The 22,589-nt window shown below is 60.2% G+C and carries 22 protein-coding genes; 6 read left to right on the forward strand and 16 right to left on the reverse strand.

Annotation, left to right across the window (positions count from 1 at the left end; translation table 11 throughout):
* Positions 1 to 161 precede the first annotated feature (161 nt).
* From JKA62_RS13550 to JKA62_RS13580, 7 genes are all read right to left on the reverse strand, one after another.
* Positions 162 to 1,823 carry a P-loop ATPase, Sll1717 family gene (locus JKA62_RS13550; protein WP_179695220.1) on the reverse strand — a complete coding sequence of 554 codons (1,662 nt, stop codon included), beginning with the start codon at positions 1,821 to 1,823 and terminating at the stop codon, positions 162 to 164.
* A 41-nt stretch (positions 1,824 to 1,864) separates the two neighbouring features.
* On the reverse strand, positions 1,865 to 2,758 hold the full coding sequence (locus tag JKA62_RS13555; protein ID WP_179695219.1) for a TIR domain-containing protein: 894 nt from the start codon (positions 2,756 to 2,758) through the stop codon (positions 1,865 to 1,867).
* Positions 2,759 to 2,973: 215 nt separating this feature from the next.
* Entirely contained in the window at positions 2,974 to 3,741 is a 768-nt protein-coding gene (gene phnE, locus JKA62_RS13560; RefSeq protein ID WP_201818219.1) for a phosphonate ABC transporter, permease protein PhnE, read from the reverse strand.
* Positions 3,738 to 4,565 carry a PhnE/PtxC family ABC transporter permease gene (locus JKA62_RS13565; protein ID WP_201818223.1) on the reverse strand — a complete coding sequence of 276 codons (828 nt, stop codon included), beginning with the start codon at positions 4,563 to 4,565 and terminating at the stop codon, positions 3,738 to 3,740. Before JKA62_RS13565 ends, phnE begins: the two co-directional genes overlap by 4 nt.
* Positions 4,559 to 5,356 carry a phosphonate ABC transporter ATP-binding protein gene (locus tag JKA62_RS13570; protein WP_201818226.1) on the reverse strand — a complete coding sequence of 266 codons (798 nt, stop codon included), beginning with the start codon at positions 5,354 to 5,356 and terminating at the stop codon, positions 4,559 to 4,561. Before JKA62_RS13570 ends, JKA62_RS13565 begins: the two co-directional genes overlap by 7 nt.
* The gene (locus JKA62_RS13575) at positions 5,353 to 6,207 is read right to left on the reverse strand and encodes a putative selenate ABC transporter substrate-binding protein (RefSeq protein WP_201818228.1); all 855 of its coding nucleotides are present in this window, start codon (positions 6,205 to 6,207) and stop codon (positions 5,353 to 5,355) included. Before JKA62_RS13575 ends, JKA62_RS13570 begins: the two co-directional genes overlap by 4 nt.
* Before the next feature lie 109 nt (positions 6,208 to 6,316).
* Entirely contained in the window at positions 6,317 to 7,156 is an 840-nt protein-coding gene (locus tag JKA62_RS13580; protein WP_201818230.1) for a type 1 glutamine amidotransferase domain-containing protein, read from the reverse strand.
* A gap of 101 nt (positions 7,157 to 7,257) precedes the next feature.
* On the opposite strand from JKA62_RS13580, the gene JKA62_RS13585 reads away from it, so the two are divergent.
* Positions 7,258 to 8,184, forward strand: coding sequence for a LysR family transcriptional regulator (locus JKA62_RS13585; RefSeq protein WP_201818231.1), 927 nt, complete (start codon positions 7,258 to 7,260; stop codon positions 8,182 to 8,184).
* 6 nt (positions 8,185 to 8,190) lie between these two features.
* Here the strand turns inward: JKA62_RS13585 and JKA62_RS13590 are convergent, their stop codons facing one another.
* Positions 8,191 to 9,183, reverse strand: coding sequence for a zinc-binding dehydrogenase (locus JKA62_RS13590; RefSeq protein ID WP_201818232.1), 993 nt, complete (start codon positions 9,181 to 9,183; stop codon positions 8,191 to 8,193).
* Positions 9,184 to 9,299: 116 nt separating this feature from the next.
* Positions 9,300 to 10,196, reverse strand: a complete 897-nt coding sequence (locus JKA62_RS13595) for a LysR family transcriptional regulator (RefSeq protein WP_201818233.1) — start codon at positions 10,194 to 10,196, stop codon at positions 9,300 to 9,302.
* A gap of 164 nt (positions 10,197 to 10,360) precedes the next feature.
* Between JKA62_RS13595 and JKA62_RS13600 the strand changes: the two genes are divergently transcribed.
* On the forward strand, positions 10,361 to 11,110 hold the full coding sequence (locus tag JKA62_RS13600) for an SDR family NAD(P)-dependent oxidoreductase (RefSeq protein ID WP_201818234.1): 750 nt from the start codon (positions 10,361 to 10,363) through the stop codon (positions 11,108 to 11,110).
* Between the two features lies 1 nt (position 11,111).
* Here JKA62_RS13600 and JKA62_RS13605 read toward each other — a convergent pair whose 3' ends face one another.
* The 3 genes from JKA62_RS13605 to gstA form a co-directional block, all read right to left on the reverse strand.
* Entirely contained in the window at positions 11,112 to 11,783 is a 672-nt protein-coding gene (locus tag JKA62_RS13605) for a paraquat-inducible protein A (protein WP_011333862.1), read from the reverse strand.
* Positions 11,780 to 12,376, reverse strand: coding sequence for a paraquat-inducible protein A (locus tag JKA62_RS13610; protein ID WP_011333863.1), 597 nt, complete (start codon positions 12,374 to 12,376; stop codon positions 11,780 to 11,782). Before JKA62_RS13610 ends, JKA62_RS13605 begins: the two co-directional genes overlap by 4 nt.
* 152 nt (positions 12,377 to 12,528) lie before the next feature.
* Positions 12,529 to 13,143 (reverse strand): glutathione transferase GstA, encoded by a 615-nt coding sequence (gene gstA, locus JKA62_RS13615; RefSeq protein WP_011333864.1) that lies wholly within the window; start codon positions 13,141 to 13,143, stop codon positions 12,529 to 12,531.
* A 108-nt stretch (positions 13,144 to 13,251) separates the two neighbouring features.
* Here gstA and JKA62_RS13620 point away from each other — a divergent pair, with 108 nt between their 5' ends.
* Entirely contained in the window at positions 13,252 to 14,154 is a 903-nt protein-coding gene (locus JKA62_RS13620) for a transcriptional regulator GcvA (protein WP_201818237.1), read from the forward strand.
* Between the two features lie 123 nt (positions 14,155 to 14,277).
* Positions 14,278 to 14,703 (forward strand): cupin domain-containing protein, encoded by a 426-nt coding sequence (locus tag JKA62_RS13625; protein WP_007955201.1) that lies wholly within the window; start codon positions 14,278 to 14,280, stop codon positions 14,701 to 14,703.
* A 65-nt stretch (positions 14,704 to 14,768) separates the two neighbouring features.
* On the opposite strand, the gene JKA62_RS13630 is transcribed toward JKA62_RS13625, so the two are convergent.
* From JKA62_RS13630 to JKA62_RS13645, 4 genes are all read right to left on the reverse strand, one after another.
* Entirely contained in the window at positions 14,769 to 15,884 is a 1,116-nt protein-coding gene (locus JKA62_RS13630) for an alkene reductase (protein ID WP_201818239.1), read from the reverse strand.
* A 150-nt stretch (positions 15,885 to 16,034) separates the two neighbouring features.
* Positions 16,035 to 18,272, reverse strand: coding sequence for a xanthine dehydrogenase family protein molybdopterin-binding subunit (locus tag JKA62_RS13635; protein ID WP_201818242.1), 2,238 nt, complete (start codon positions 18,270 to 18,272; stop codon positions 16,035 to 16,037).
* Positions 18,269 to 18,742, reverse strand: coding sequence for a (2Fe-2S)-binding protein (locus tag JKA62_RS13640; protein ID WP_011333869.1), 474 nt, complete (start codon positions 18,740 to 18,742; stop codon positions 18,269 to 18,271). Before JKA62_RS13640 ends, JKA62_RS13635 begins: the two co-directional genes overlap by 4 nt.
* Positions 18,739 to 19,998, reverse strand: coding sequence for a c-type cytochrome (locus JKA62_RS13645; RefSeq protein WP_201818245.1), 1,260 nt, complete (start codon positions 19,996 to 19,998; stop codon positions 18,739 to 18,741). The genes JKA62_RS13640 and JKA62_RS13645 overlap by 4 nt, the downstream gene beginning before the upstream one ends.
* Before the next feature lie 310 nt (positions 19,999 to 20,308).
* On the opposite strand from JKA62_RS13645, the gene JKA62_RS13650 reads away from it, so the two are divergent.
* Both JKA62_RS13650 and JKA62_RS13655 read left to right on the forward strand, forming a co-directional pair.
* Positions 20,309 to 21,508 (forward strand): MFS transporter, encoded by a 1,200-nt coding sequence (locus JKA62_RS13650; RefSeq protein ID WP_201818248.1) that lies wholly within the window; start codon positions 20,309 to 20,311, stop codon positions 21,506 to 21,508.
* Positions 21,509 to 21,608: 100 nt separating this feature from the next.
* Positions 21,609 to 22,526, forward strand: coding sequence for a LysR family transcriptional regulator (locus JKA62_RS13655; RefSeq protein WP_011333872.1), 918 nt, complete (start codon positions 21,609 to 21,611; stop codon positions 22,524 to 22,526).
* Positions 22,527 to 22,589 lie beyond the last annotated feature (63 nt).

The raw sequence follows: 22,589 nt of genomic DNA on the forward strand, positions 1-22,589 counted from the left end.
GTTTCTTATTCGCTAGCGGCGCCGGGTAGATTTTTTCATATGTTGGAAAAAGCTAGTGGCCGCCTCCCGTAATATCGCTATTAGTTAATTTTGTTTGTTCAGCTTGATCTCGATTTTGATAGTTTGGAGACAGGGAGTACTCCGTGTTGGGTTTTGTTTAATTAATCTATCAGTTCTTGATCGAAAATTTCGTGCTGGTCAACGATGATGTCGAGGGCTCGGTGGAGCATTTTGTGTACTTTGAAGTGCTCCGCTCTTTTGATTTCGCCTCTTGTCGCAGATGACTGATCTACATGTGACCAGATGTACGTGTCTACAGAACTGGTTTTTAAACCAACTGCACCAACTCTGTATAGACATGAGAGCATTGTAATTAGTAAATCGGATTCTTTTATGTTGCTATTTGGCTCATAAAACTTTTTCACTGTCGTCACGCATGGGTCTCGATGATCACCAGAACTTAGGGCAATCATGACTTCCTCAAGTACCGTGTCTTTAATCATAGATTTTGAGAAAGTTGCTTTGATATTGCGTAGGATTTCCACTGTTTCATCGAAGCTTGGAAAGACGTTACCCCATTCCTCCTTTAAAGATTTAAGACGTTTTTCAGAGTATTGCGCTTCTGCAGCTAATAAAGATCTCCAAGAAATTCTTTCTCGCTCGTACGCAATTGCAAAGCACTCGTTTACGAACTGCAACGCATCTCTAGGCCTTCTCAGCGTTCTTTCAATTATGAAATCAATTGCAGTTTGCCCACCACCTTTTCGAGGCTTTGGGAAAAGGTCGTTAATGCTTACTAGTTGTTTTGTGTATTGGCTTTTAAATACTTCATTGATTCTTAACTCTACCATTCGAGTCAGGTCTTCAGTGGACCATCTAAGGCTCATTAGGTACGATTCATACTTTTCCTGTTGAAATCCGGAGTCCCGAGTTCGATCAAATACTTGGTCTAGCAAGTCCTCTCTCAGAGCGGCGATTATCTTTACTTGTCTAATTTTTCTAAAACTTTTTATCTCTTCTATGAGTGCTCTAATGAATCTGACTCTGGTTTCGGTTGCCGCCCACTCTTCATCTAAGTGGTCTATCAGTATGAAGAATTTTTTTTGAGGGTCCGAAAAAGAATGCTCAGATAGTAAGTCAAGAATTTCATTAAGCTTTCTAATTTGCAAGCTGCTTACAACCTGGTTGGCTCTCTGTTTGACTTCTGTTCGTTCCTGTTCTGATAATTTTAACGCCCCGTCAGATGAGAGGTTTATTCCTGCATACTTCAATCCAATTGAACTCTTGGTATCCGTTTCGAGCTTTTTGGTTATTTCTCTTAAGTGCTCGTCGGTATCCAGCCAAAAGTTATTGCCCCACTCATTAAAGTATTCGATGGCTTTTCTCTTCGTTGCATCCCTGTTGAAAGAGCTAAAAAGTCCGTCAATAAAGCCTTTACTGTCATTTTCTGACTTTATGTCATATCGGAGCTTGAGAAATTCTACAGTCAGCACATGTCTCCACAATAACCGATAGAACAAGTCAAGGCTCACACCTAAAGTGTCAAAAAATTGAACGATGTCTGAGCTTTCCAGGAATCTAACTGATACGTCATTGGGGTCAAGCATCACATGCTTTTGAGTCGTTTGAGCTACTTTGTATAAAAGTGCGCTTTTCCCAGAACCTGTCCTTCCGAGAACAATTGAGGCCGGCGAGTCAACGTCCATAATTTGCGTTAAGTACCCATTATCTACAAAGCACTTGTTCAATAAGTCTGTGTCGGCCTCGGCGTCTAGTGCTCCAACTTTTAGGTTTTTTGTTATTTTTAGACTTTTTTCTTCCATGACACTAGGCTCTCGATGTTGATGATCTAATTTTAATATTGTTATGAAATGGCATAGCCTGATGCTTTCAGGTCTTTTATTATGCTGTATGCAACTTCCTCTATGCTTCTATCAAATTTTTTATAGATGATTCCATTGACGTCGCTTGGTAGTGAAACGTTTCCTGTATATAAGCAGCAGACTCTTGAGCGTCCAAATTTTCCAATAAAATAGCCAAATTCAAATATAACATTTGGGCGGGCTCGATACTCTTTCATGCGTTCAGAGTCTGGCTTCTCTTCGTCGCTTGCTAAATACGCCACTTCATCAGGAGTAAGTAAAATAAATACATAGCCTACATCGCTATGCTTTTCGAATTTTTCGATAATTGTTAACCCTTCATCAGCTTGTCTGTGAAGTACTACTGGCTCTAAATCTATTTCATGCAAAAACACCTCTAAGCTTGTTTTGGCGACTTCGTCTCTACCATGTACAACAAAAACTTTTTTGGTTCGAGGCTGTTTTTCGTTGGTTATGTTATTTTCTTTGCTTGCGTCAAAGACTAATTTTTCGTCAATTGGTATTAGTTCAATTCTTTCGATAATTGAGTCGATTCGATGTATCTTGGTGTCAAATTTTTTGAAAGCATCTGCAATTTTCTCACCAAGAGATGGTTCTCGCATGATCATGGCAGCTACGCCATAATGACTATATTCTTTTGCAAGTTCGTCTGTGTTGAAGAGCTGTTTTAGTAACTCTTTGTTGAAAGCATCCCATTTCTGATAGTCTTTTAATAGGATGTCGTAAGTCTCGCGGGTATCGACTTTCCTCTGCTTAAGTTCTAATCCTTTTTCAATTCTTTCTCCTAGTCTGTTTTTTGCTTCATCTCTCGGTTGTATCAGTTTCAATGGTAAGGGGGTAGGAGCTATTTGTTGAGTGGTACGTTTCGTGACCATGACGTTCCTTGGAAACTGTGGTTGGCTTTCTATACACTAGCAAACGGCCATTACTATATCCATGTTTTGTTTGTTCTTGTGATTACTCTTTTATTTTCAATGGGTTGGATTGTTTTCGGTGTATTAATGTTGGAGGAAGTTTTGAGGGTTACTTTGAAAAATGCAGAGGGGGAGAGTGGCGTTGCACTAGAAATCTTGACTTGAAACATTACATCCTATGCCTTAACCCACCGCCCCCGACTCCAGGCACTCAACGAATCCACCCCCCACACAAGCACCAACATCGCCAATATCACCGTCCCCGCCTGCGCCTCCTGAAACAAACTCAAGCTCACATACAACATCTGCCCCAACCCCCCAGCCCCGACAAACCCCAACACGCTGGCCATCCGAATATTGTTCTCCCACCGATACAAACAATACGCCAGCAACTGCGGCGCCAGGTTCGGCAGCGTGCCGTAGCAGAACGCCAATATCGGATTCCCCCCCTGCAACCGAATCGCATCCGCCGGTTCCGGCGGTGTGTTCTCCAGTGCTTCAGCAAACAACCGCCCCAACACGCCCGTGGTGTGCAGGGCCAACGCAAGTGTCCCGGCATTCGGCCCAAGCCCAGCCGCCAGCACCATCAACGCAGCCCACACTAATTCGGGTATGGCGCGCAGGGCATTGAGCAGCAGGCGCGCGGCACTCTGAAAAAACCAGCCAAATCGCCCAGCGGCGGGGAGCGCCAACAACAGACCCAGCACGGCAGCGAGCAGGGTTCCGAGGGCGGACATGGCGAGGGTTTCCATCGATCCGCGCAAGATGGCGCTTAGGTAGTCAGCGCTCAGGTCGGGGCTGAGGAAACGCCCCACATACAAGCCCATCTGTTTCAGGCTGGTAGCGCTGCCGAGTTCTTCAAGATCGAGGCCCAGATAGTCAAACGAGGCAATGACGGCCGCGACGATGGCGAGAATCAGCACCGAATTGATCAGGCGTTTCATGCCAGCCTCCAGCGCAGCAGGCGGCTGAGTTGGTCGGCGGCGAGGACGAGCACGAGGAAGGTCAGGAGCATGCTGGCGACTTCGCCGCCGGCGAACATGCGGATCGACAGGTCGATCTGTTGGCCGAGGCCGCCGGCGCCGACGAAGCCCATGACCACTGAGGCGCGGATGGCGCATTCCCAGCGGTAGACGGTGTAGGAAAGCAGTTCCGCCGCGACGTTGGGCAATACGCCGTAGGCGAAGCTGGCGAGGCGGCCGCTGCCGGCCTGGAGCAGGGCGTGGGCCGGGCGTTGGTCGGTGGATTCGTAGATTTCGGCGTAGACCTTGCCGAGCATGCCGCTGTAGGTGATGGCGATGGCCAGCACGCCCGCCGCCGGGCCGAGGCCGACGGCGCGCACGAACAGCAGCGCCCAGACGATTTCCGGCACGCTGCGCAGGAAGATCAGCAGCCCGCGCACCGGCCAGCGCAGCAGGCGGCCCAACAGGCTCGGGCGGCCGCTGCGGGAGGCGGCGGTCAGCGACAGGGCGCGGCTGGCGAGCAGGCTGGCCGGCACGGCCAGCAGCAGGGCCAGGGCCATGCCAGCGGTGGCGATGGCCAGGGTTTGCAGGGTGGCTTTGAGCAGTAATTGCAGAAACTCGCGGTCATGGGCCGGTGGCCAAAACATCGACACGAAGCGGCCCATTTCGCTCTGGCTGTCGGCGTGGAACAGCACGCCCAGATCCAGTTCGCTGAGCTGGATGCCGGGCCAGAGCAAGGCAATCGCCAGCCCGGTCAGCAGCAACCGGGGCAGCGCGGCGGGGTCGCGGTTGTCGGCGCTCAGCATCGGGGAATCTGCACAATCAGTGGGGTGACGGCGGGCGCCGGGGATTGCAATTGTTCGTTGGCGTAGAGGGTGTCGAGCATGTCGCGGCTGACCTGCGCGGACGGGCAGTCGAACAGGATTTGCCCCTCGCGCAGACCGACGATGCGCGGAAAGTGCGACAGCGCCAGTTCCACCGCGTGCAGGCTCGCCACCAGCGTGACGTTGTGCTCACGGGCATGGCGCGACAGGGTCGACAGCGTGTGCCCGGCCAGCACCGGGTCCATCGCCGAGACCGGCTCATCCGCCAGCAACACCTCCGGCGCCTGATACAGCACGCGAGCGATGCCGACCCGCTGCAATTGCCCACCGGACAATTGTTGGCATTGGCTGAAGAGTTTGTCGGCCAGATCCAGTTTTGCCAGGGCTGCGCGGGCGCCGGGCACGTCGAGTGGATGTAGCAGGTTGATCAGGCTTTTGCCCAGGCTCCATTGCCCGAGTTTGCCGGCCAGCACCGCCGTCACCACCCGTTGCCGGGGCGGCAGCGGCGGCGCCTGATGCACCAGGCCGATGCGCGCACGCAGGCGCTGGCGTTGGCGGGCGGACAAGTGCCAGGCGCGCTCGCCGAGCACTTCGATGTCGCCGCTGCTGGGCCGAATCGCGGTCGCCAGCATATTCAGCAGGCTGGATTTGCCGGCGCCGGACGGTCCGATGATCGCCACCTGCTCGCCGGCCTCGATCTGCAAATCCACGCCGCGCAAGGCCTCCACTCCATTGGCGTGGTGCAGAGAAGCCTGTTTGAGGCGCAGCGTCATTTCAGCAAGTCGGCGGCGCGGGCGGCTTCCTCGATGCCTTTGTAATTGTCCGGGCTGGTTTCGATGAAACGGCTGGCGGCTTGCAGGTCGAGGATTTTCTTGTGCTCGGGGTTGGCCGGGTCGAGGTCAAGGAAGGCTTTTTTGATCTTCGCCGCCAGCGCCGGATCGAGGGTGCCGCGCACGGTCCAGTTGTAATCGAAGTAGGCCGGGGTGGTGGCGAAAACCTTGACCTTGTTGGTGTCGACCTTGCCGGCATCCACCAGTTTCTGCCAGACGCTGGCGTTCAGCACACCGGCGTCGACCTTGCCGGCCTGCACCCAGGCGACGGTGGCGTCGTGGGCGCCGGAGTAGCCGACGCGGCTGAAATAGCTTTCCGGTTTGATGCCGTCCTTGAGCATGAAGTAGCGCGGCATCAGGCTGCCGGAGGTGGACGACACGGAGCCGAAGGCGAAGGTCTTGCCCTTGAGGTCGGCGAGGTTTTTGACGTTCGGGTCGGCGGTGATGAATTTGCTGGTGAACTGGGCGTCTTGCTCACGCTGCACCAGCGGAATGACCTTTGGATCACTTTTCAACTGCGCCTGGACGAAAGTGAAGCCACCGAGCCAAGCCAGATCGAGACGGTTGGTGGCCAATGCTTCGACCACTGCCGGGTAGTCGGCCACCGGCACAAACTCGACTTTCATGTTCAGTTGCTTCTGCAGATAAGACCCCAGCGGTTCGAACTTGCGCAGCAGCTCGGTCGGGGCTTCATCGGGAATCGCGCTGACCTTCAACACCTCCGCGGCTTGCGCCAGCACGGCGGACAGGGACAGGGCCAGACCAGCGGTCAGTGCCAGGGTTCGCTTGAGCATGGAATTCTCCGTTTCGTGGGCATCAAGGTCGGAGCACCCGTCGATGGGCAATCATCGTCGGGTGCAACGTCAGGTTAGCCGAAACGGTGAAAGTGCGAGGGCGCCGAGATCACTTCAAGCGGTCAACGAGGGTCTTGCCCACGGCCAGGGCCGACGCCGGGTTCTGTCCGGTGACCAGTTCGCGATCGACCACCACATGGCTGGCCCACGGCGCCGTGTTACTGCTGAAAACACCGCCGGCCTTCTCCAGTGCCGTCTGCGGATAGAACTTCATCGCGCCGCCGTTCAACAGGCCTTTGGCGATTTCTTCTTCCTGATTGCTGATGACCGTGAATGTGTAGCCGGCATACGTCCAGTTGTTTGCCGTCGTGGCTTTGCCGGTTTCCAGCTGGCGGGTGAATGCGGTCGGATCCGTCAGGGTCGACAGCAGCGCAATCGGGCCGTGGCACACCAGCGCAGTGGTTTTGCCTGTTTGATGGAAGTTGTTCAGCAGTTTGCCCAGCGCTTGGCTGTGCAGCAGATCCTGCATCGGTGCGTGGCCACCCGGAATGTAGACAGCATCGAAATGCTCGTAGCCGACTTGCTCGACCCGCGACAGGCTGATGACCGGCGATTCACCGGGCGAGGTGATCTTCAGTTTTTCCAGCAGCGCCTTGTGGGTCTGCAGGGCTGCCACGTCATTGTTGAAATACATCTTGTCATCGGAGGAGCGATCCAGTGTCGGCGCCTTGCCGGTCGGGGTGGCGAAGGTCACGGTGTGGCCGGCATCGAGCAGCAGCTTGACCGGTTGCATCAGTTCGTTGAGGTAGAAACCGGTGCTGAAGACCTTGCCGTCCTTCAGATCGAGATGGTCGGAGTCCGACAGCACCACCAGCACATTGGCCGCCTGGGCGTTCAACGCGGCAACGGAGAGAGACAAGGCGAAAGCAAGACGTGTAATTGAGCGCATGGCGATTCCTGAACGTGGAAGAAAGTGCGGCTCACTGTATTGATGCTCATTGCGGCGATAAACTCGCGCTACAGCAAAGCATTTGTTCTCTGGGGATCAAGATGAGTCGCCGATTCGATTATCTGGCCGACGTCGAAGTGTTCGTCACGGTGGTGGAGAAGGGGTCGCTGAGCGCCGGTGCAGTGTTTCTCGCAACCACGCCGTCGGTGGTCAGCCGGGCGATTTCGCGGCTGGAGGCGCGCCTGGGTGTGCAGTTGCTGCGGCGCACCACGCGGCGTTTGAGCCTGACCGATGCCGGTGTGTTGTATCTGGAGCAATCCCGGGCGGCGTTCGGCCTGATCGATGATGCTGAGCGCACGATCCAGGGACAGGACGGCGAACTCAGCGGCCGCGTGCGCCTCAGCGTGCCGACCACTTACGGTCACTACCGTTTGCCGGCCATGCTCGCCCGATTCACCCGGCAACATCCGCAAGTGCGCGTTGAGTTGAGCATCAGCAATCGTAATGTCGATCTGGTAGCCGAAGGCTTCGACCTGGCTATTCGGCTGGGCGCGTTGCCGGACAGCGGGCTGATCGGGCGCAAACTGGAGGACGCGCGTTTGTGTGTGGTGGCCGCGCCGGATTATCTGCGACGGGCCGGAACACCGCAGCGCGTCGACGATTTGCAGCGGCATGCGTGCCTGCCGTTCGTGATGCCCAGCACCGGCCGTGTTGGACCGTGGCTGTTCCGTGAGCAGGGCGAAGACCGCGAATGGTTGCCCAGCGCCAATATTCAGGTGTCCGACGATGTGCTGGGGATTGTGTCGCTGGCGGAGCAGGGGCTGGGCATCTGCCAGACCTATGACTTCATTGTCCGCGAGCGGATCGAGGGCGGGCGACTGGTGCGCCTGCTTGAACAGTCGGGCGGGCGCTCCCGACCGTTCTCGGTGATCTACCCGCCGCACCGGCAGCTGTCGGCTTCGGCGCGGGCGCTGATTGATTGTTTGACCCGGGAGGTCAGTCAAGGCACTGGGGAAGGCCTCGACTGACGCGATTCAAACGACGGGCAGACGCGTCACCCATTTCCCGCCACCCGCGCCGTCCTTCAGGGCGCGCAAGGCCTGGGGCAATTCATCGAAGTCGAACATCTGCAGCGCCGGGCCGATCAGGCTGCCGTCGAGCAGCGCTTGCAGCAACTGCTCGCCGTTGCGGCGCAAGGTCTGGCGATCGTGCAGGCTGGCGTGGACGTGGAAGCTGTTCAATGCCACTTCATGCAGCGAAATCGCGGTGGTGAACGCCGGCAGGGGCGCGCTTTCCTGACGATCCTGAATGCACACCAGATGGCCGTTGTAGCCCAGCAGGTCGGCCATTTTCGCCGCGTGAGCGCCGCTGACCGTGTCGAACACGGCATGCAAACGACGTTCGCCGAGGCTGGCTGCGAGTGCGCTTTGCCAGTCCGGTTCGCGGTAATCGAATACGCCGACTGCGCCCAGGGCCTTGAGCTTTTCATGATGTGCGCCGGACGCGGTCGCCCAGACCCGCCATCCGCGTTGTACCGCCAGTTGCACCAGCAGCAGGCCGACCGCGCCGCCGGCGCCGATCACCAGCACATCGGCCGCGCCATTCGCTGGGACTTTCTCCACGGCTTGCCACGCGGTCAAACCGGGGCAGGGCAGTGACGCCGCCGCGGCATCATCGAGCGCGGCGGGCACCGACAGCACGGTGGCGGCGTCGAGCAGGCAGTACTCGGCGAAGCTGCCATCGTTCGCCAGTGATTGGTGATACGCCACGCGACTGCCGGGTTGCAGTGTCACGCCGGCGCCGGCTGCGACCACCACGCCCATGCCGTCGACACCCGGCACACGGCCGGTGTGCCACGCGGAGTGGCCCCACTCGATGATCTTCCAGTCCACCGGGTTCAAGGCGATGGCGCGGTTGGCCACCAGCACTTGCCCGGGGCCGGGTTGCCGGAGAGGTTTGCGGGTCAGTGTCAGGCCATCCAGCCCTTGGCCGGACGTCCAGGCCCAGGCAGCGTAATCGGTTTGCATTGTGCGATTTCCCATGACTGTCAATGGCCGCCAGTATCGGTGGCAACGTGCATGAGAAGAACCGGCCCTGGGTCAAAGGTGTTTTGCGTAAAAGTCAGCAATGGTCCCGCAGCACCTCAATCGACCTGCGCAAACCGCTCCACCAGCCAATCAATGAACACCCGCACTCGATTGCTCAAATGCCGGTTCGGCGGATACAGCACATGAAACGGATACGCTGGCGGACGCCAGTCCTCGAGGATCGGCACCAGTTCGCCGCGTTCGATGGCGGTCCTGACCGTGTAGCTGAAGGTGTGGATGATCCCCAGCCCGGCGAGGCCGGCCGCCAGGTGCGCGTTGCTCTCGTTGACGCTGATCAGGCCTTTGCCTTCGATCTGATGGCGTTCGCCGTTGCGCTGGAAGTTCGACGGCAGGATGCGCCCGGTGGAGGCCGAGCGGTAGGCGATCAGCTGATGGCTGGCCAGGTCGAGCGGGTGGCTCGGGGTGCCATGGCGTTGCAGATACTCGGGCGTGGCGCAGGTGGTCCAGGACACTTCACCAAGGCGGCGCACGGCGAGGGTTTGTTCGGTCAGCTGGCCGCCGCGAATCACGCAGTCGACACGCTCGCTGATCAAGTCCACCGGGCGGTCGCTGACGCCCAGATCAACCTGGATGTCCGGATAGCGTTCGAAGAACCTCGGCAGTTCGGGGATCACCAGCATCGTCGCGGTCGAGCCGCCGATGTCCACGCGAATCTTGCCGCGCGGCAGGCCTTGCGCCTGGCTGAAACCCTGATCGATGTCGTCCAGTTGATGCAGCAATTGTTGTGTCAATTGGTAATAGGAAGCGCCGTCTGCGGTGACGGTGAGGCGGCGGGTGGTGCGTTGCAGCAGGCGCACGCCGAGGTGGTTTTCCAATTGGCCGATCAGTTTGCTGACCGTGGTTTTCGGCAGGTTCAGCGAGTCGGCGGCTTTGGTGAACGAACCGCTTTCCACGACGCGGGCGAAGGTGCGGATCGCCATTAACTGATTCATCGGTTCGAGCTCGGTGGGGTAGATGCGGTTGAGTATTGTGCATGTCTGTGCACAAACAAAACCGATTTTGCGGATTTTTCAATTCAATTCATCGGCCTAAAGTCGCTTCCAACGGCTCACCTACGACCCGTCACCTACCTCGAAACGGTTACTGGAGATTCATCATGAGCAACAGACTTGAAGGCAAAATCGCACTGATCACTGGCGGCACCACCGGCATCGGCCTGGCCTCGGCGCAGGAATTCGTCGCTCAGGGCGCCACGGTATTCATCACTGGCCGTCGTCAGGCCGAACTGGACAAAGCGGTCGCCGCCATCGGCCCACGGGCCATCGGCATTCAGGGCGATGTGGCGAAGCTGGAGGATCTGGATCGCATCTACCGCGAGGTTTCCGCCAAGGCCGGGCACCTCGACATCCTGTTCGCCAACGCCGGCGGCGGGGACATGCTGCCGCTGGGCTCGATCACCGAAGAGCACTTCGACCGGATTTTCGACGCCAACGTGAAGGGCACGCTGTTCACCGTGCAGAAGGCCTTGCCGCTACTGCGCGATGGCGCCTCGATTCTGCTGACCTCGTCGACCACGTCGGTGCAGGGCACGGAGAACTTCAGCGTCTACAGCGCGAGTAAAGCGGCGGTGCGCAACTTCGCCCGCTCATGGTTGCTGGACCTGAAACCACGGCGTATCCGCGTCAACGCCATCAGCCCTGGCCCGGTGCGCACGCCAGGGCTGGCAGGGCTGGTGCCGGCGGAACACACCCAGGGGCTGTTCGATCAACTGGCGTCTATCGTGCCGATCGGGCGTCTGGGCGAGCCGAGCGAGATTGCCAAGGCCGCGCTGTTCTTGGCCTCGGATGACAGCAGCTTCGTCAATGGCATCGAGTTGTTCGTCGACGGCGGTACTGCGCAGATCTGATTTAAACCGCTTGATGCCCCGGCACTTGTTCAGTCGAGTGCCGGGGTTCTTCCGTTTCTTCGTCCGGCGCGTTATCCCAGATCAGGCGCGGGTCGAAACTCATGGCCGAGAGCATGGTGAACACGACCACCAGGCCGAAAAACAGAATCCCTACGCGCGGCTCGATATCCCCCAGCGCCTGGAATTTCACCAGCGCCGCCACCAGCGCGACCACCAGCACATCGAGCATCGACCAATAGCCGATCAGCTCGACGAAGCGGTACAGCTTCGAACGCTCCTTGCGCGCCCAATGGCTGTCCCGTTGCACGGTGACCAGCAGCAAGGTCAGCGCCACGAATTTCACCCCCGGCACGGCGATGCTGGCGACGAAGATGATGACGGCGATGTCCCACGCACCGTGTTCCCAGAACTCCAGCACGCCGCTCATGATGGTGCTGTCGGCGCCGCTGCCGAGCAGGGTGGTGTTCATCACCGGCAGCAGATTGGCCGGCACGTAAAACGCCAGCGCGGCGAACATGTAGGCCCAGGTGCGGGTCAGCGAGTTGGTCTTGCGCCGGTGCAGCGGCGCGTCGCAGCGCGGGCATTGGTGCGGTTCGCCGGTCATGTCGCAGGCCAGTCCGCAGCTGTGGCACAGGCACAGGTTGAGTTCGCTGGCAGTCGGTGGCCGTTTCATAGGATGTCCCACAGTTCACGCACGTCGCGCCCGGCGATGCGGATCAGCAACAGGCTGAGCACGGCCAAGGCAAACAGGCCGATGCCGGGAATGACGTCGAGCATGCCCGCCAGTTTGAACACCGCCACCATTGCGCCAAGCAAACACACTTCGAGCATGCTCCACGGCCGCAAGGTTTCCAGCCAGCGCATGCACAGCTTGAACCCCGGTGAACGGCGCGAGGCGAGGGCGAAGCTCAAGACCCAGATCAACAGAACCAACTGGAAGGCCGGGGCGATGATGATCGAGATTGCCGCGACCATCGCCATGAAGGTGATCGGCCCCTGACTCAGGGCCAGCACTGAATCCCAGAGGGTCGCGCTGTTTTTCAGGCCCTTCATGCTGATGCTCATCACCGGGTAGAAATTGGCGAACAGCCACAGCATCGCCGCGGTGAAGCTCAGGGCCAGCCGTTGCTCCACGCTCAGGTTGTTGTAGCGCTGGAGCACGGCGCCGCAACGCACGCAGAGGGTCTTCTGGTGTTTGGCCAGCACGACTTTTTCGTACACGCAGTCGCAATGCTCGCAGATGATCAGTTGATCGGTGCTGGCCATGGGGCGCTCGGCGGGAGGAGAACTTGAACCCTTTCACTATAGAAGCGCAGGGGCATTCAACAACTGTCACCTTGCGAAACGCGCGTGGGGCGATGAAATCAGCAATCCGGCGGGCAACAGCAACCCGTTCTGGTAGCGGTTTTCCGGTCTTGTCAGAGCACCGGTTGCGTGGCGTCCTCTTCCGCAATGGCAGCCCGCACGCTGGGCCGCTCGGCGATGCGCGACATATAGTTCGCCAGCGCTGGCCAGTCTTCGATGGCGATCCTGAACGTCGGTAACCATTTCAGCACCGTGAACAGATACGCATCCGCTACACCGAACGTCTGCATCAGAAAGGGCTGGGTGGCGAGGAGGCGGTTCAGGTAATCCAGACGCTTGAACAGTTTGTGTTTGAAGAGCGTTTTGGTGGTTTCCGGGATTTCGCTGCTGAACAACGGCGCGCTGCCCCCATGAATTTCCGAACTGATGAAGTTCAGGTGTTCCTGCAAGCGCGAGCGCTCCCAGGTGCCATTGGCCGGGACCAGCGCATGACCAGGCACGAGGTCGGCGAGGTATTGCAGAATGGCCGGCCCCTCGGTCAGCACTTCACCGTTGTCCAGCATCAGCGCGGCCACGTAACCCTTGGGATTGATCTGGCGAAAGTCCTGGCCATCGGCGGTTTGCTTGGTCTGGTTGTTGACCCGGATCAGCTCGAACGGCAGCTCCAGCTCGCGCAACACAATGTGCGGTGAAAGCGAACAGGTCATGGGGGCGAAGTACAGTTTCATGGGGGCTCCTTGCAGATGGAGCCTCAGAATCGGCTATCGCCGCGCCGCTTCGCAAAGGACAAATGCAGTGCTAGCGTATGACAAAATCTCATGGACTGAAGAGGTCATATGCTGCCCCGATTGCCATCGCTTAACGGATTGCGCGCCTTCGAATGCGCCGCCCGGCATATGAGCTTCACCCGCGCCGCCGAAGAACTGAACGTCACGCAGACCGCGATCAGCCATCAGATCCGTCGCCTCGAGGATGAGCTTGGCGTGCGTCTGTTCATGCGCTTGAAGGACGGTTTGGCGTTGACCGAGGAGGGCAATGCTTACTTGCCCGGCATTCGTTCGGCGTTTCTTGAATTGCGCTACTCGACTGAAAAGCTGCTGGAATCCAGCAACAACAGCGTCCTGACGATCAGCACCCTGGTATCGGTGGCGTCGAAATGGTTGTTGCCGCGTCTGCCGTCATTTCGCGAGGCGCATCCGGACATTGATGTGCGGATCAGTGCTTCCACCGAGTGGGTGGACTTTCGCAAGGGCGGCATCGATGCGGCGATCCGCTACGGCGACGGGAATTGGCCTGGACTTCGGGCCGACTGGTTGATGGCCGACGAGATCTTTCCGGTGTGCAGCCCGCCCTTGCTGACCGGCGACAAGCCGTTGAATACGCCGGCGGACCTGGCCCATCACCCTTTGCTGCAAGTCAGCGGCGTGACCGCCAATGACTGGAACGACTGGCTGCATGCGGCAGGCCAGCCACCGCTGACGGCCAAAGGCCCACGATTGACCTTCGACCTGGCGATGATGGCGGTGCAGGCGGCGATTGACGGGCAGGGCGTGTGCATCGGTCGCTCGACCTATGTCGATGACGATCTGCGCGCAGGCAGGCTGGTGGCGCCGTTTGATTTGCGCTTGAAATCCGCTTCCGGCTTCTATCTCGTCACGCCCCACGATCAGGCCGAATCGAAAAAGATCGTGGCGTTCAGAGGCTGGCTATCGCAGGTGCTGGCCAAACCCTTTGTATAAGCGTGTATCCATCGCGCCGCCGTACACAAACGGGTAACAAACCCCGTCATCAGGACACATCCTGCGTACATGCCTCGGCCAAAGTAGTCGTCAACACATCACTACTTCCAAGAGGACAACACCATGCGCCGCACACTTCTGATGACCGCTGCCGCCGTACTCGTTTCGCTGACCGGCCTCGCCCACGCGGCTGACACCCCATCTGCCGCCCCGGCGAAGAGCTGGCAGCAGGGCCTGAGCCGTACCGATCTGGTCCGACAGGACCTGGGTGCGGCGGATCGCGAGGTGATCCAGGCTCGCGTCGATTTCGAACCAGGCGTCACCTCGCCCAACCATGCGCATCCGGGTGTGGAAGTGGCTTACGTGATCAGCGGCACGTTCGAATACCGGCTGGAAGGCCAGGCACCGGTGACACTGAAGGCGGGTGATTCACTGTTCATCCCGGCGGGTGTGGCGCATATCGCCAAGAATGTCGGCAACGAGAAGGGCTCGGAACTGGCGACCTACATCGTCAAGAAGGGCGAGCCGTTGCTGATTCTCAAGCAGTAACGTTCCGCGAAAACGAAGAAGGCCTGCCGATGTGGCAGGCCTTTTTGCGTCCGCTGTTCAGCGTATCAGTGGGCGTAAACCGGGTAGTCGGTATAGCCACGCTGATCGCCGCCAAAGAACGTGCTCGGGTCCGGTGCGTTGAGCGTCAGGCCTTCGCGGATTCGCCGAGGCAGATCAGGGTTGGCCAGAAACGGTCGGCCAAACGCGATGATGTCGGCGCGACCGTCGGCCAGCGCCCGTTCCGCCGACTCGGGGTCGTAGCCGCCGGCGATCATCAGCACGCCACCCCACGCATCACGCAACTGAGCGATGATCGCGTCCCAGCGCGGGTCGAAATTTTCATCCTTGACGGTGCCGACCACGGCCGGCTCGACCAGATGCAGGTAGGCGAGTTTCCAGCGGTTCAGCGAGCGCACGATGTAGCCGAATGTGGCCTCCGGCGATTCATCGCCCATGCCCATGAAGCGGCCCATGGGTGTCAGGCGCACGCCGACACGGTCGGCACCGACTTCGTCGACCACGGCCGCCACCACTTCCAGTAACAGGCGCGCACGGTTTTCCAGGGGGCCGCCATAACCGTCGGTGCGCTGGTTGCTGTTGCTGTTGATGAACTGGTCCAGCAGATAGCCGTTGCCGGCGTGAATTTCCACGCCATCCATCCCGGCGTTCAGTGCATTGCGCGCAGCGCGGCGGTAGTCGCTGATGATGTCGGCGATCTCCGACGTTTGCAGTGCGCGCGGCACCGGCACGTCGCCCCAGACACCGTTGCCCTCGTCGTCGACGATGAAGGTCTTGCCCGGCACAGGCAATGCGCTAGGCGCCACCGGCAGTGCGTTGTCCGGTTGAAAGCTTGGGTGCGATACGCGGCCCACATGCCACAGTTGCATGAAGATCAACCCGCCGGCCTCGTGTACCTGGCGGCTGACTTCACGCCAGGCTTGCACTTGTTCATCGTTGTAGATGCCAGGCGTCCACGCATAACCCTGGCCCTGGCGGGAAATCTGCGTGGCCTCGGTAATGATCAGCGCGGCGCTCGCCCGTTGGCGGTAGTACTCGGCGTTCATGGATGTCGGGATGTCGCCCGGTTGCCCGGCACGGGAGCGAGTCAACGGCGCCATCGCTACTCGGTGGGGAAGTGTGTAGGGGCCGAGGGCGATGGGACGGAACAGTTGTTGTGTCATGGGGGTTCTCCAGTCTTCGAAAAGGATCGGCAGGGCGGAGTCGGGACATTTGGCCCGACACCGGATGGCCCTACGTTAAGCGGCTGTCCGGTGCTTGATAATCCACACGTGACGCCACGCTGCATTGCGCGAAATGCAACGTGGCGCGGTTCAGGCAGGCTGCTGCGAGCGGGTCAGGGGCAGGTTCAGCCAGCGCCGTCCGGTGGCGTTCGCCACGGCGTTTCCGATGGCAGCCGCCATGGGGCCCTGGACGATTTCGGCGGCCCCCAGAAACGGTTGCCCCGGCTGGTCGAGCAGGTGAACGTCGACCTTTTTGGGCACTTGCGAGAAGCGCAGGATCGGGTAGCCGCTCCAGTCGTAGCTGCGGATGCCGCCGGCGTCATAGGCGACCTTTTCATACAGCGTCCAGCTGGTGGACTGCACGATCCCGCCCTCGACCTGGTTACGCAGGCCATCGGGACTGACGATCTGGCCCACGTCCACTGCGGTCACGACGTGATCGATCTGCACTTCGCCGGTCTGCGGATGCACCCGCAAACGCACGGCAATGGCGCAGTAACCCATGATGTTTTTGTAACGCGCGAAGGCGAAGCCAAGGCCTGCGCCGGGTTCACTGCTTTTTTGCGGCCAGCCGACGGCATCGCGAACCTTTTCCACAACAGCCCGTGCCCGAGGATCGGTCAGGTGCGCCAGGCGCAGGGCAACCGGATCCAGTCCGGCCTTGGCGGCCAGCTCGTCGATGCAGGCTTCGATGGCGAAGACGTTGATGTGGGCGCCCAGCGAGCGCATGGCCGAGGTGCGGAACGGCATTTCGGTGACGAAGTTCATGTCGATCCGCGAAGAGGCCACGGTGTACAGCGGCACCGCGTTGCGATCGCCGTCGCCTTCGGGCTGAGCGATCGGCACCGAAGGTGCGGAGGCGAACGGCCGGGCCAGCAGGCGTGCGGGCAGCAAGCGCCCGGCGTTGACGATGCGTTCGTTGTGCGGCGTGGTCCACAGCTCATAGTTCCAGTCCTGCAGCCGACCCTGTGCGTCAAGGTTGGCTTGCACTTCGGTGACCATCGCCGAGCTGTACGGCTCCCAAAGGTTTTCCTGCTCGCGCATCCATTGCACCCGCACCGGCGTGCCCGGCACGCGCATGGCAATCAACGCCGCGTCGGCTGCTGCATCGTCCGCGCCGTTATGGCCGTAACAGCCGGAACCTTCGGTGTGGATGCAGCGCACGCGCTCGGGCGGCAACCGCAGCATTTCGGCGATCCCGGCACGCAGCGGATACACGCCCTGGGTGTGGGTCCAGACGTTGAGGGTGCCGTCCTTGAACCAGGCCACGGCGCAGGACGGACCGATCGAACCGTGCATCAGGTATTGCTTGGTCACCCGGGCGCGATATTCGTTGTCGGTCGCGCCTTGTGGGGTGCCTTCATGGCTAATCGGATAACGACGCGAGGGCAGGCGCTTGAGGAGCGCATGGATGTCGCGCGATTCGGGAATCGCCTGTCCGCCGCTCCAGCGCGCCGAGGCGTATCCATGACGCATGGCTTTGATCGCTTGCCATTCGTCCCGCGCGACCACGGCCAGATAATTGCCGTCGCGAATCACCTGCACCACCCCGGACAGCGCCTTGATCGATTCAATATCGATGGCGTCCAGCGTGCAGCCGGGACGCGGCGGGCGGATGACCCGGGCATGGAGCATGCCCGGCAGGCGAATGTCCTGCACGAACGCGGCGCCGCCGCTGACTTTGCCCGGGATATCCAGCCGTGGCAGCGAATGGCCGATGAGCTTGAATGACGCCGGCGGCTTCGAGGGCGATGCGGATTTTGCGTAGCGGTGCAGATCGACCTGCTGCACGGCGTCGGCGTAGGACATGCGTTGCCCGGTCGGGCCGAGAATGCTGCCGTCGCGAGTCGTCAGCAGTGCCGGCGCAACGTTCCAGCTGCGCCCGGCCGCTTCCAGCAGCATCTCGCGCACTTGTGCCGCCGCGTTGAACAGCGCGGTGCCGCTGTCGAAAATCGTGTGGCTGCCGGCGGTGTAGCCTTCGTTCGGCGTCAGTGCGGTGTCGGCGGTGAGCAGGTTGATCGCGGTCGGATCTACCTCCAGCCGTTCAGCGGCAATTTGCAGCAGCGCGGTTTTGACCCCGGTGCCCAGTTCGACCTTGCCGGTGTAGACGGTGATGCCGTTGGGGCCGACGCGGATCCAGGCATCGAGCCAGGGGTTGGTGCGCAGGCTGCCGGGCAGGTCCGGCGCCAGCACGACAGTGCCCAAAGTGTCGACTTCGGTGTCAGCCAGGGCGCGGCGCGAGACCGGCACCAAAGCAAACGCTACCAGCAGAGCGCCCCCGCGCAGGAACGCACGGCGACTGTGATCGACCTCATTGATCGTCGTCATAGCGCGCTCCCGTTTTGCCGGGCGACAAGGTTGATCGCCTCGATGATGCGCAAGTGCGTGCCGCAGCGGCAGAGGTTGACGGACATGTGTTCGCGAATGGTCTGCTCGTCGGGGTGCGGATTGCGTTCCAGCAGAGACTGCGCACGCATCAACATGCCGGCGATGCAATAACCGCATTGAGCGGCCTGCTTGTCGATGAACGCTTGCTGCAGAGAGCCGGGGTGTTCGGCGGTTCCCAGACTCTCGACCGTCCGAACCTTTTTGCCTTCGAGACCGGCGCAGGGTGTCAGGCAGGAAAACACCGGTTGGTCATCGACGATGACGGTGCAGGCACCGCATTGGCCCAGACCACAGCCGTACTTGGCGCCGTTCAGGCCCAGGTGATTGCGCAGCGCATAGAGCAGCGGCATGTCGGGCTCCAGTTCGAGAGCCTGGGTGGATCCGTTGACGTTGAGGGTGATCTGAGTCATTTCGTCTCCTGACGTAGCGCTTGGAGGGTGGCAGGAAGGTCGGTCCACGGTTGGTCGGGGCTGGCCTGATGGCGCAGGTAGACGGCCAGGGCGTCGAGTTGAGCGTTGTCGAGACTGGCGGCGAATGAGGGCATTACCGGCCCCGGCTGGCCGGGTTCTGCCGGGATGCCTTCGAGTACGGTTTTCACAAAGTTGCGCGGGCTGGCAGCCTGCAGCGCCGAGGTGCGATCCAGTGCCGGGCGGCCGTCGATGTCACGCATCGGCGCGCCTTGGGCATGGCAGCCGGCGCAGGCACTGGCGAACAGCAGCGCGCCAGAGGATCGATCCGCAGGTTCAGCGCTGGCGCTCGGAATTTCGTTGATCGCGGTTTTCGCCGGCAGACTCAGCAGGTATTCGGCAATCGCCTGGGCATCTTCCACGGGCAAGCGCGCCAGACCGAGACTGACCGGGCGCATCGGGCCCGCCGCCGTGCCGTGTCCGTCGACCACTTCGGCTCGCAGGTAACTCACCAGTTGCTCGCTGCTCCACGGATTTGCCCGGTGCGCCGTGCCCAGCAATGACGGCGCGTCCCAGCCATCCACGCTGCCACCGGCCAGACTTTCGCCGGACTTCTCGGCCCCGATCAGGTTCAACGGCGAATGACAGCCGGCGCAGTGACCGGGGCCTTCGACCAGGTAGCGTCCGCGATTCCACGCCTGCGATTGCTCCGCCAGCGGTGTCAGCGGCTTTCCGTGCAGAAACAGCAGGTTCCAGAACGACACCAGTGGCCGGATGTTCATCGGGAAGTTCATGCGGTTTTGTTGTGGCGGCGAGTCCACGGCCGGGCCGCTCATCAGGTACGCATAGGCGTCGGCGATGTCGTCTTGGCTCATGCGCCGGTAATGAACGTAAGGGAAGGCCGGGTACAGGAAGTGGCCGTCGCGGGAGATCCCTTCACGCATCGCCCGCTCGAAGGCCGGCAGCGACCATTGGCCGATGCCGGTCTGTGGATCCGGGGTGATGTTGGTGCTGTAGAGCGTGCCGAACGGCGTCACCAGCGGCAGTCCGCCAGCCAGGTATTGGCCGCCGGGCCGCGTATGACACACCGCACAGTCGCCAGCCTCGACCACTCGTGCGCCGCGTTGCCGTTGCGCGGAGTCGAAGGTTTGCGGGCGTTCGACCGGCGCAATTGCCGGCCGCCACATCAGCGCCAGGGCCGCGATTGCCCCGATCGACGCGAGGGCTGCTGCGCTGATCCACAGCGTTCTGGATCTCATGAAATGGCCGTTCATGAGCGGTTGCCCAAGAAGCACGCGGTGGGCGTGAGGGACAGATTTGGCATCTTCGACAACTCCTTGAACGACCGGGGAAGGGCGCCGATGCAAAGCTCTGCGCCAGGTGCCCAAGGGTAGAGAAGGTGCATGCGTCCGGGTATTGCCGGACCGCGCAATAGCACGTTGCGCCAAGTGCAACGCCGGGGGGGCGTTGCATTTGGCGCATCACTCAATTGCCCGAGGAGTGGATACTCGAAGGCCGAAGCAGCCCTTAGCCTTGGCGTCACTTTTCCAAACTCATCGAGGTGTCATCATGCTTACGGGCAATCCGGCAGCGGCGGCCAAGGCCGAACCATCCGCTTCTCTTTCCGGCCTGATGGTCGCGTTCCTGGCATTCTGCTGCGGCGCGGTCGTGGCCAACCTTTATTACGCTCAGCCGATCGTCGAACTGATCGCGCCGCAGATCGGCCTGTCCAGTGCCAATGCCAGTCTGATCGTTTCCCTCACGCAGTTCGGTTATGCATTGGGCCTGCTGTTGCTGGTGCCGCTGGCCGACCTGATGGAAAACCGTCGGCTGGTGGTGGGCTTTACCCTGGCGGCGAGCGTGACGCTGTTGTGCGCCGGCCTGACGCACTCGCCGTCGATGTTCCTGGTCCTGTCGTTGCTGATCGGCCTCACTTCGGTGGCGGTGCAGATTCTGGTGCCGTTGGCCGCGCATCTGGCGCCCGAGGCGACCCGTGGGCGGGTGGTGGGCAACATCATGAGCGGCCTGTTGCTGGGCATTCTGCTGTCGCGGCCACTGTCGAGTCTGCTGGTGGAAGTGTTCGGCTGGCGCGGTGTGTTTTTCAGCGCAGCGGCGCTGATGGCTGTCATCGCCCTGATCATGGCGATTGCCTTGCCGCGCCGCGTCCCGAGCCATCAGGCGACGTACGCTGCGCTGATCGGCTCGGTGTTTGCGCTGGCCCGTCGGCACGCGGTTCTGCGTCAGCGTTCGCTGTATCAGGGCTTGCTGTTCGCCAGTTTCAGCCTGTTCTGGACCCTTGCACCGATCGAGCTGATGCGGCACCACGGTTTCAGTCAGGCACAGGTGGCGATATTTGCATTGGTTGGCGCTGTCGGCGCGGTCGCAGCGCCGATTGCCGGGCGCCTGGCCGATGCCGGGCACGTTCGGCGCGGGACGCTCGTGGCACTGTTGCTGGCGCCAGCCTCGTTGCTGATCGCCGCGCTGCCGGGCAGCGGCTATGTCTGGCTGGTGATTTGCGCGGTGCTGCTGGACTTCGCCGTGCAACTGAACATGGTGCTGGGCCAGCGCGAGGTGTACGCCATCGATCCGCACAGCCGGGCCCGCCTGAATGCCGTGTACATGACCAGCATCTTCGTCGGCGGTGCTCTGGGATCGCTGGTCGCCAGTCCGCTCTACGAGCATTTCGGCTGGAACCTGTCCGCCGTGTCCGTGGCGTTGCTGCCAGCACTGGCTTTGGCGCTGTTCCTGAGCCGCAAGGCCGATGCCTGAACCGCAGGCACCGCTGAGTCCGATGAAGCACGGTCCTACAAGACGATTGGCGAACGGTGATGCACAATCATCACCGTTTCCTTTCGATCGGGCTCCACTTATGGACAAGTTGCTGGCACTGAAGATGTTCGTTGAAACCGTCCGTTGCGGTGGTTATTCCTCGGCGGCGCGCAAACTCGGCATCTCTACCTCTTCGGTGACACGCCAGGTGGCAGGGCTGGAAAACGAATTGGGCGCCAGCCTGCTCAACCGCACGACACGCAACACCAGCGTGACGGTCGCCGGCCAAACCTATTTCGAGAAAGCGGTGGCCATTCTCGATGCCATCGATGAGGCCGACGCGGTTGTCGCCGACCGTGGCAGCGATGCGCAGGGACGCCTGCGCATCAGTGTGCCGGTGGAATTCGGCCGACAGATCATTGCACCGCAACTGGGGGAATTGCTCGACCGCCATCCGGGGCTTGAAATCAGTGTGTCGTTGAGCGATCAGGTCAGCGATCTGCTGAGTGAGCAGATCGATGTCTCGGTGCGCCTGGGATCATCGGTGGTCAGTGACGATATCGTCAGCAAGCGCGTCGGCGGATTCCAGCGCTGGATTGTGGCGAGTCCGGATTACCTGAGCGGTCACGCTGTGCCGGCGCATCCGCGAGACTTGCTCGAGCATCAATGCCTGCGCTTCGACTACGCTGGTTCGCACCAGCACTGGACGTTCCAGGGCGACGAGGAAACCATCCAGCTCAATGTGCATGGCCGCCTGCAAAGCAACAACGCCGATATCCTGCGCGAAGCGGCGGTGGCGGGGCGCGGGGTGGCCCTGCTGGCGGACTGGCTGGTGCGCGCCGATGTCGAGGCCGGTCGGTTGACGCGGCTGCTGGAGGGTTATGAAGTCAACCCCGGTAATGCGAGCTGCTGCATCAATGCGCTGTATCTGCCCAATCACCGGGGCTCCAGTCGTATCAATGTGTTCATCGACTTTCTGGAAGACATTCTGGCAGCGGAGCCATCGACTCAACGCTAGAGTGCCGTTTATTGCCGCCCGACGCTTTGTGAGTTCTGCATAAAAAAGCGCCCGCCAAAAAAA

It is taken from the genome of Pseudomonas sp. B7, assembly GCF_016735645.1.
In the GTDB taxonomy this organism is placed as follows: domain Bacteria; phylum Pseudomonadota; class Gammaproteobacteria; order Pseudomonadales; family Pseudomonadaceae; genus Aquipseudomonas; species Aquipseudomonas glycinae.